Origin of the sequence: Arsenophonus sp. ENCA (assembly GCF_002287155.1) — a bacterium.
In the GTDB taxonomy this organism is placed as follows: Bacteria; Pseudomonadota; Gammaproteobacteria; order Enterobacterales; family Enterobacteriaceae; genus Arsenophonus; species Arsenophonus nilaparvatae.
On sequence record NZ_NHNG01000601.1, the window covers coordinates 1 to 8,936 of the forward strand.

Consider the following 8,936-nt stretch of genomic DNA (forward strand, 5'->3'; position numbering starts at 1 on the left):
AGCACCCACGACAGTCAGCATTTCGAAAGGGTCATTGACAAGGCCAACACCAATCGCAATATCTACGCCGACCGAGGCTATCCCTCTGCGGAGCGGGAAGCTTGGCTGAAGGCAAACGGCTATAGGAGCCAGATTCAGCGTAAAGGCCATCGAAACAAACCGTTGTCCAAGACTCAGCAAGGGCGAAACCACAGGATTGCAAAGACTAGGGCACGGGTTGAACATGCATTTGCGGCGATGGAACAAATGGGTAGAAAACTGATCCGCACCATTGGACAGGTGCGCGCTAATTTTGCCATGACGATGATGGCAGCATGTTACAACCTAAAGCGGTTGGCGTACTTCCAGAGCGCGTGCATCGTGGCTTTCTGACGCCCAGAATGGGTCAAATGGCCCTAGCCAGGGCAATGTGCGATAGAATCAGTAGCGTGATAATCAAAAAAAATCTAATTATTTAGAATGAAAGCCAAGGGTTAATTGAAAATCTTGAGTTTTTCGAGGTGCCCAATAATCAGATCTGCAATAGTTCCTTTAATGCCGATTGTGCCTTGTAGATTAGAGGGCTTATCGCTAGTAATTTCTGCGATAATAATCTTAGCCGCTTTATTGTCTAGTATTGGATTTGATTGGATATCATTATTAAAGCTAATGCCACTTTGAGTGAAAGGAAGTTCAGAAAATGTATTGTATGAAATGCCATTTTCTAGTGGTTTTGCAATATCAACCGTAGAAGTATTGGCATAAATAAATTTATTAGCAGTAATTAAAGTAAACAATAGAATTTTTAAACCTAATTTGAATAAAATTGAGCAATAGTCCATTATTGTTCCTTTTAGTATTAATATAATTTATGATGAAAAATTTATGTCGGATTTATTATATATTAAATAGTAGATTTTTATTTCACCAATAATCTTATTTAAAGTTGCTTTAGATAATGAATGTTAAATTGTTTTTAATTATAAACATTATTTTATAAATTGGTATTTTTATTCTTTTTAAGTTAATTAAATAATTATTTATTTTTTTATTTATAATAAAATATTAAATATAATAAAAAAGAAAATTTGATTTGATAATAAAATAGACTATATTTCAGTTGCTTTTTACTTGTTATTTTTAGGAGAAAATTATGGAAAATCAGGTCCAAACAAAAACAATACCGGAAGGTGTTAAGCAGTGGAATTGGGGCGCTTTTATGTTTAGTATTTTTTGGGGATTTGGCAATCGAACTTACTGGCCGTTGCTGTGTATTATTCCATTATTTAATTTTATTTGGATGTTTGTATGTGGTATTAAAGGAAATGAGTGGGCATGGCGTAATGGTAATTATAGTGATGTAAAAACCTTTAAACTTGTACAAGATACTTGGAATAGAGCTGGATTGGCTGCATTTATTATTAGTTTGATTTTTATTATTCTCTATTTTTTATTTTTTTCAGTATTTGCTATTTTTTATTTTACCAGTCCAGACTACGGACAAGTTCAAGTGGGATAAATTATTATCTCAATACCTAATGATAAAAAGAAATAATCGTCAATTTTTATTAATGCGCAAAATAACCCTTCGCGCGAAGGGCTAGTTTGCCATAATATTATTAGAGGTGAATAGTCAGTGTTATGCCCGGTTTTAAATCTGCTATTCTAACGCTAGAGTTCCAATTCATCAGATCTTTAAGATCGATGCCGTGGCGTTTAGCAATACTGTAATAGGAATCACCTTGACGGACTTTGTAGGTCTTGATATTTACTTTACCTTTCTTGCCTGATGAAGTGCTATTTTTAGCAATCATAGTTGGTGCACGATAACTATTTTTACCGCTAATTTTTAATGTTTGCCCGATCCGCAGGTTGGCTGTTTTCATACCATTAAGTGACTTAAGCTTATCGGTTGTAGTATTAAAACGTTTGGCAATAATCGATAAGGAGTCACCGCGTTTAACTTTGTAATTACTGATAGCACGCTGTCTAGCCAATATCTGTTTATTATTGTTGGCAACAGCAAGGCGAATACTATTTAATACGTCTTGATCCGAAAGCGCATCCTTAAGCAGATCAGCTTTATCTGTTGGTAGCATAATAGTATAGGGACCAGCTGGAGGTGTTATATTATGTTTTAAATTTGGATTATAGGCTTTAAGAGCGGTTAATGGCAGTCCAGAAAGTCTTGCTGCTTGAGGTAAGGTAATTTGTTCGCCTATATTAACCTGGATAAGCGCATTATTTTTATTGGTTGTTGGTAATTGCAATGCATATTGTTCGCTATTGCGTAATATATTACTGAGAGCCAAAATTTTTGGTACATAATTCATTGTTTCCTTGGGGAGTGATAACGACCAATAATTAGTAGGTAATCCAAGCTCTTCATTTTTCTTGATGGCATTAAGCACACAACCCTCGCCACAATTATAAGCAGCAAGTGTTAAAGGCCAATCACCGTCGAATAGGTTATTTAATCGTTCAAGTAAATTTAGTGCTGCACTAGTCGAGGCAGCGACATCTCTGCGTTCATCAACCCATTTATTTTGTTTTAATCCATATGACTGACCAGTCAATGGAATAATTTGCCATAAACCTGTAGCCTGAGCCTGTGAGGTTGCATGGGGATTAAAAGCACTTTCAACGATAGGAACCAGGGCAAGCTCCATTGGCAGGTGGCGTTGATCAATTTTTTCAACAATCCAGTACATGTAAGGCTCTGCGCGTAATGTCACATTCCGCAAATAGCTTTCTTTGGCCAAATAAGATTTGATTTGATTTCTGATCCTGACATTATCAGGAATATCCATTTTCAGCTCATTACTAATATAACCCCACAAATCATTTTCTATTAAATAGGTTGATTCCCAAGTGGTAGTTTCAATATCTTGATTGGCTGAAGACGGATCTGGTGTTTGCTCATTGGGTGTCATTTGACAACCAACAAGCAGAACAGAGGCGAATAGTATCGCTTTTGTCTTCATTAATGTAACCTATCCTAGGTTGTTATTTATTCAATTGTTTAATAAAGAGGGAATGATACTGATCTCGTTAGCTAATGACAACCATGAATTTAAAAGCGATCTTTTAGTTTGCGAATTTTAGCAAATACATCACAATTTGAACAAGTAGCAGGAGAAAACCCCAATACTTTTTGTAAGTAAGGATCGTCATATCTTAAGAAGATATTGATCTTTTTTTCTACTTTAAATTGTGATGGCAGTGTGGATTGTTTTTGGGCTCGTTTTTGATTCACGGCTAAAGTATAAGCTTTTATTGCTTCATCGTGGGGTAGCAAATAATTGGCAAATACCATATTTGCAGCGGTATATTCATGTGCGCAACAGACTAGCGTCTCATCAGGTAAAGCTTTAAGCGTTTCAAGCGAGTGATACATTTGTTCAGTTGTTCCTTCAAAAATACGGCCACAACCACCAGAAAATAGGGTATCACCGCAAAATAGATATGGTTTTTGATAGTAAGCAACATGTCCTAAAGTATGTCCAGGTACGGCAAAAATTTGCCATGAAAAGCCGGCAAAATTTAGCTGCTCTCCACCTTTTATGATACATGTTGCTCCTTTGCTACTGGTTTCCATTGGACCATAGACGACTATTTCGGGATAATATTTTTGTAATTCTTTGACGCCATCGACGTGATCATGATGGTGGTGAGTAAGTAAAATAGCGACCGGTTTTATAGTATTTTGTTGCAAAAATTGCTGCACTGGCTTAGCAGTACCAGGATCAACAATAATACAGTTACCTTGATAGATTAATAGCCATATATAATTATCAACTAAGGAAGGAATTCTGATAAGCTCCATAATATAATAATGCCTCATAGCTAAAGGGTTAGAAGGATATTACAATGAAGTCAGCTCGTATTGCCCAACGCTCTAAAATGCCTGACTCCTGGGAAGACATTCCATGGGGAGAGTATTATCGTATTGCATTGAACCAGCAGCTACAACCATGGTGGCCAAAAATATTTGGTTTCCATTTACTAAAAATTGGCCAATTGAGTTTACAGATTGATACTCAAGCATCGCTGATTACCCATCAATTTAGCATGAATATAGCCGGAAGTAACTGTCAATTATTAGGTGATCCTAATGAAATGCCTTTCGAGGACAAATCGATCGATGCCTGTCTTTTGATACAACAACTCTCTTACAGTACTAACCCACATTGGTTATTGCGTGAAGCCGATAGGGTTTTGGTTGATGATGGTTGGCTAATTTTATCTAATTTTAATCCTTTTAGTTTGCTAGGGTTAGGGAAATGTATTCCTCTCTTGCGTAAACGGCAACCCTATCGTAGTCATATGTTTTCGACCTGGCGTCAACTGGATTGGTTGAGCTTATTGAATTACGAAGTACTGCAGCGACAAAGTTTTCAAATTATACCCTGGATAAGCCCTGATCATTTTATCAATAGAAATTTGCAATTTGCCGGTTGTATCAATCTTATCATTGCCCGTAAAAGAACGTTACCATTGACGCCAACACCCATAAAATTTATTCGAACCCGCATGAAAATAGGTAATACAATGGGGGTTGTTAAGTGTTGGCACAAACGTCATTAATTTTGTTCCGTTTGGTAGCCGCTATCCTCTTCTGTTGGTGAATTTGCCGCATTTCTTGCTAATTCATCGCATCGCTCATTTTCTGGATGTCCAGCATGGCCTTTGACCAAGTGCCATTCTATTTGGTGTCGAGAAATTGCTGCGTCTAATCGTTGCCATAAATCAACATTCAAAACAGGTGATTTATCTGCGCGTCGCCATTGGCGCTTTTTCCAGTTGTGGATCCATTGAGTGATACCCTGACGGACATATTGACTATCAGTCGTTAGCATAACCTGGCAGGGTTGTTTAAGCGTTTCCAAACCAATAATGGCAGCCATTAACTCCATACGATTATTGGTGGTACGAAAATACCCTTTGCTTAATGTTTTTTCATGTTTATTATAACGTAGTAAAATACCATAACCGCCTGGGCCTGGATTACCTAAGCAAGAACCATCGGTGAAAATTTCTACCTGTTTCGTCATTTCTGATAAACTCATTTTATTCGTGATTTATAACCCTAAGTCTGACATAAAAAGGCACTATGAGCACAGTGATTACAAGACAAATTGTTCTTGATACGGAAACTACTGGTATGAATAAGCTAGGGATCCATTATGAAGGGCATAATATTATTGAAATTGGCGCGGTAGAAGTGATCAATCGCCGCTTAACTGGTCGTCATTTCCATGTTTATATAAAACCAGCACGATTAGTTGATCCTGAAGCTTTCGAAGTTCATGGGATTAGTGATGAGTTTTTGCAAGATAAACCAACTTTTGCTGAAATAGCCGATGAATTTTTAGATTTTATTCGCGGTGCTGAGTTAGTCATCCACAATGCCCCTTTTGATATTGGGTTTATGGATTATGAGTTTTCTAAGTTAAATAGAGATATTCCACCGACAGCAAACTTTTGTCAGATCACTGATAGCTTGGTATTGGCCAGAAAGCTGTTTCCGGGAAAACGGAATAATCTTGATGCTTTATGTGATCGCTATCATATCGATAATTCAAAGCGTACACTCCACGGCGCATTGCTTGATGCAGAGATCTTGGCCGAAGTCTATATGGCAATGACGGGAGGACAAACCTCGTTAGCTTTTTCAGTTGATTCAGAGCCAGGTAGTGAAACTAATACCGATGATATTAAACGAATAGAACGCTCAGCAATGGGATTAACCGTGATTTATGCTAATCAAGAAGAAATTACTGGCCATGAAGCAAAACTGGATCTGATTGAAAAGAAAAGCGGAAAGATTTCACTTTGGCGTTCCGGTGATAGCGAAAAGGATCAGGTTAAACATTAATCATTGTTACACTTTTAGCTGAAAAAATGTGCATATAGTGATTTTTTTTCTAAAAAATATTGACGTATAGATTGCTGATTCGTAATATCATGGCCGTTCTTAAATCGATTATACCGTGGTGCGGTAGTTCAGTTGGTTAGAATACCGGCCTGTCACGCCGGGGGGCGCGGGTTCAAGTCCCGTCCGCACCGCCAATATTATAAAACCCTGAGTATAAGCTTCGGGGTTTTCCGTATTTTAAGATAATAAACATTCTTTTTGCCAGAAAATCATATCCAATCTCACAGCCTTTTTGCTTAGAAAAAATTATGATATTCGTGTTTTGATTTTCGCTATAGTACAAACTGTGATTGTTATTATTGTTTCATTCACTTATTTTTAATTCTTTTGCTATTGATTAAAATTTTGTTACCGCTGATTATTTAGGGCAGATACCTAGATTAGATTTTAACTGTTAAGATGGCAAAACGACCTTGAGAAAATCAGTATCAAATTTGCTATTTATTCGATTTGGAGTAAACAATGATCACTCGTAAAATCCCTGCTAATGCTATCCGTTTTCTCAGTATGGATGCGGTACAGAAAGCAAAGTCAGGGCATCCAGGTGCGCCAATGGGAATGGCGGATATTGCTGAAGTACTCTGGCGTGACTATCTGGATCATAATCCTACCGATCCTGACTGGGTAGATCGTGACCGTTTTGTATTATCTAATGGCCATGGTTCTATGCTACTTTATAGCTTGCTGCATCTTAGCGGATATGATTTACCGATCAAAGAATTAAAAAATTTTCGCCAACTTCATTCCAAAACACCAGGACATCCCGAATATGGTTATACGCCAGGTGTTGAAACCACGACTGGCCCGCTGGGACAAGGAATTGCAAATGCCGTAGGGTTTGCTATTGCCGAACGAACGTTAGCTGCTCAATTTAATCGTCCAGACCATACTATTGTTGATCATTATACCTATGTATTTATGGGTGATGGTTGCATGATGGAAGGCATTTCACATGAAGCTTGTTCGCTGGCTGGAACATTGAAATTAGGTAAACTGATTGCTTTTTATGATGATAATGGCATTTCAATCGATGGCGAGGTGGAAGGTTGGTTTACAGATAATACTGCTGAACGTTTTGCCGCTTATCATTGGCATGTTATCAAGGGTATTGATGGACATGATCCTGAACAAATCAAGTCAGCAATAGAGCAAGCCCGTAAGGTTACCGATAAGCCCTCTCTATTAATCTGCAAAACGATAATTGGTTATGGCTCGCCACATAAGGCTGGTTCCGAAGAAGCCCATGGTTCACCATTAGGTGAAACTGAGATCGCTGAAACCCGGGCGGCACTAGATTGGTCATATCCACCTTTTGAAATACCAGCAGATATTTATCAGGCCTGGGATGCTCGCGAAATTGGTCAGCAAAAAGAAGCTATCTGGCGTGAAAAATTTGCTGAGTATCAACGGGCTTTCCCTCAACTTGCCGAAGAGTTTATCCGTCGGACCAAAGGTGAATTACCGACTAATTGGCAAGCGGTTGCAAATAATTTGGTTACGGAATTACAACGCAATCCTGCTAATATTGCCAGCCGTAAAGCCTCACAAAATACGTTGGAGGTTTTCGGTAAGGTATTGCCAGAACTTTTAGGCGGCTCCGCTGATTTAGCTCCCAGTAATTTAACTATGTGGTCAGCGTCTAAGTCAATAAAAGATTCTCCAGCAGGTAATTATATTCACTATGGTGTACGTGAATTTGGTATGTCGGCTATTATGAATGGTATTGCCTTGCATGGTGGTTTTATACCCTATGGTGCAACCTTTTTAATGTTTGTTGAGTATGCACGTAATGCAGTACGCATGGCTGCGTTAATGAAAATTCGCAGTATTTTTGTCTATACTCATGATTCTATTGGTTTGGGTGAGGATGGTCCAACCCATCAACCTGTTGAGCAATTAGCCAGTTTGCGCTTGACGCCTAATATAAGTACTTGGCGTCCTTGTGATCAGGTTGAATCGGCCATTGCCTGGCAGTATGCGATTGAGCGTAATGACGGGCCAAGTGCGTTGATTTTTTCCCGTCAAAATCTTGAACAGCAACCACGTGATACTAAACAGTTAGCCAACATTATTAAAGGGGCTTATGTGCTCAAAGATAGCGAAAAAACACCCGCGCTTATTTTGATTGCAACTGGCTCTGAGGTTGGATTAGCGGTTAACGCTTATGAAAAATTGACTGCCGAAGGCTATCAAGTACGAGTGGTTTCTATGCCATCAACGGATACTTTTGATAAACAGGACGCCGCTTATCGTGAATCTGTATTACCCTCTTCAGTTACTGCACGATTAGCTGTTGAGGCGGGTATTGCCGATTATTGGTACAAATATGTTGGCACAACCGGTGGGGTTGTTGGTATGCATACTTTTGGTGAGTCAGCACCGGCAGAGGTTTTATTTAAAGAGTTTGGTTTTAGTGTGGAAAATGTGATAGAGAAGGCTAAAGCTTTATTGCCGTAATTGATGAAAATGATATGAGCGTATTGATCAAACTTTATATGATTAGTTACGCTCTTTTTATTTCAGCAGATGAACATTCGCTATTGCAATCTTTTTTTATGTTGTAGTGCATTTAAATTAAGCTGAAACGTTTCATTTTGGCAAAATTGCTAGATTTATTGATCAAAAGCACACTTTTTATGATTGACGACAAAAATCCTCAGTACAAAAGCTGTAATTATCGGTATTCTTAGCCATTAACAAATCAGTTGTTATATTGAAGGAAGAGTATGGTAGTTAGAGTGGCAATTAATGGTTTTGGGCGAATAGGGCGTAGCATATTAAGAGCGCTTTATGAATCAGATCACCGAGCTCAAATTGCTGTTGTTGCAATTAATGAAATTGCTACTTCGGAAGGAATAGCGCATTTATTAAAGGGCACCTCGAAAAACCTAAGCCGAGTTTGATTTTGCTGATAAAGTTATCGGAAGCTGGTCTACTGAGCTAACCACCATGAAGAAACGCAGCGCCATTAAGAATGACCTCTTTGCAAACCAGTATCACCAACAGACGATCGACAAGT

9 protein-coding genes, 1 tRNA gene and 1 pseudogene are annotated in these 8,936 nt (G+C 38.3%); 7 read left to right on the forward strand and 4 right to left on the reverse strand.

Translation table 11 applies throughout. The features are described 5' to 3' along the window. On the forward strand, positions 1 to 372 hold a 372-nt coding region (locus CBG25_RS15620), incomplete at its 5' end, for a transposase (RefSeq protein WP_290603757.1). Positions 373 to 473: 101 nt separating this feature from the next. Here the strand turns inward: CBG25_RS15620 and CBG25_RS15625 are convergent. After that, positions 474 to 821 carry a hypothetical protein gene (locus tag CBG25_RS15625; protein ID WP_290607809.1) on the reverse strand — a complete coding sequence of 116 codons (348 nt, stop codon included), beginning with the start codon at positions 819 to 821 and terminating at the stop codon, positions 474 to 476. Between the two features lie 311 nt (positions 822 to 1,132). On the opposite strand from CBG25_RS15625, the gene CBG25_RS15630 reads away from it, so the two are divergent. Further along, on the forward strand, positions 1,133 to 1,498 hold the full coding sequence (locus tag CBG25_RS15630) for a ribonuclease G (protein ID WP_290607810.1): 366 nt from the start codon (positions 1,133 to 1,135) through the stop codon (positions 1,496 to 1,498). A gap of 100 nt (positions 1,499 to 1,598) precedes the next feature. Here the strand turns inward: CBG25_RS15630 and mltD are convergent, their stop codons facing one another. Both mltD and gloB read right to left on the reverse strand, forming a co-directional pair. After that, positions 1,599 to 2,963 (reverse strand): murein transglycosylase D, encoded by a 1,365-nt coding sequence (gene mltD, locus CBG25_RS15635; RefSeq protein WP_290607811.1) that lies wholly within the window; start codon positions 2,961 to 2,963, stop codon positions 1,599 to 1,601. Between the two features lie 89 nt (positions 2,964 to 3,052). Then, on the reverse strand, positions 3,053 to 3,805 hold the full coding sequence (gloB, locus tag CBG25_RS15640; RefSeq protein ID WP_290607812.1) for a hydroxyacylglutathione hydrolase: 753 nt from the start codon (positions 3,803 to 3,805) through the stop codon (positions 3,053 to 3,055). Positions 3,806 to 3,849: 44 nt separating this feature from the next. Between gloB and CBG25_RS15645 the strand changes: the two genes are divergently transcribed. Continuing rightward, the gene (locus CBG25_RS15645) at positions 3,850 to 4,566 is read left to right on the forward strand and encodes a methyltransferase domain-containing protein (protein WP_290607813.1); all 717 of its coding nucleotides are present in this window, start codon (positions 3,850 to 3,852) and stop codon (positions 4,564 to 4,566) included. Here the strand turns inward: CBG25_RS15645 and rnhA are convergent. Next, positions 4,563 to 5,033 (reverse strand): ribonuclease HI, encoded by a 471-nt coding sequence (gene rnhA, locus CBG25_RS15650; RefSeq protein ID WP_290607814.1) that lies wholly within the window; start codon positions 5,031 to 5,033, stop codon positions 4,563 to 4,565. The two genes, CBG25_RS15645 and rnhA, sit on opposite strands and share 4 nt — an antisense overlap. 59 nt (positions 5,034 to 5,092) lie before the next feature. Here rnhA and dnaQ point away from each other — a divergent pair, with 59 nt between their 5' ends. The 4 genes and pseudogenes from dnaQ to CBG25_RS15670 all read left to right on the forward strand — a co-directional run. Beyond that, positions 5,093 to 5,857: a DNA polymerase III subunit epsilon gene (dnaQ, locus tag CBG25_RS15655; RefSeq protein WP_290607815.1), complete on the forward strand. Its 765-nt coding sequence runs from the start codon at positions 5,093 to 5,095 to the stop codon at positions 5,855 to 5,857. A 117-nt stretch (positions 5,858 to 5,974) separates the two neighbouring features. After that, positions 5,975 to 6,051 (forward strand) — tRNA-Asp (locus tag CBG25_RS15660). Positions 6,052 to 6,379: 328 nt separating this feature from the next. After that, a complete protein-coding gene (gene tkt / locus CBG25_RS15665) occupies positions 6,380 to 8,374 on the forward strand; it encodes a transketolase (RefSeq protein ID WP_290607816.1) in 1,995 nt (664 codons plus the stop codon). Positions 8,375 to 8,643: 269 nt separating this feature from the next. Continuing rightward, a pseudogene (locus CBG25_RS15670) lies at positions 8,644 to 8,790 on the forward strand (glyceraldehyde 3-phosphate dehydrogenase NAD-binding domain-containing protein); the annotation flags it as partial. Positions 8,791 to 8,936 lie beyond the last annotated feature (146 nt).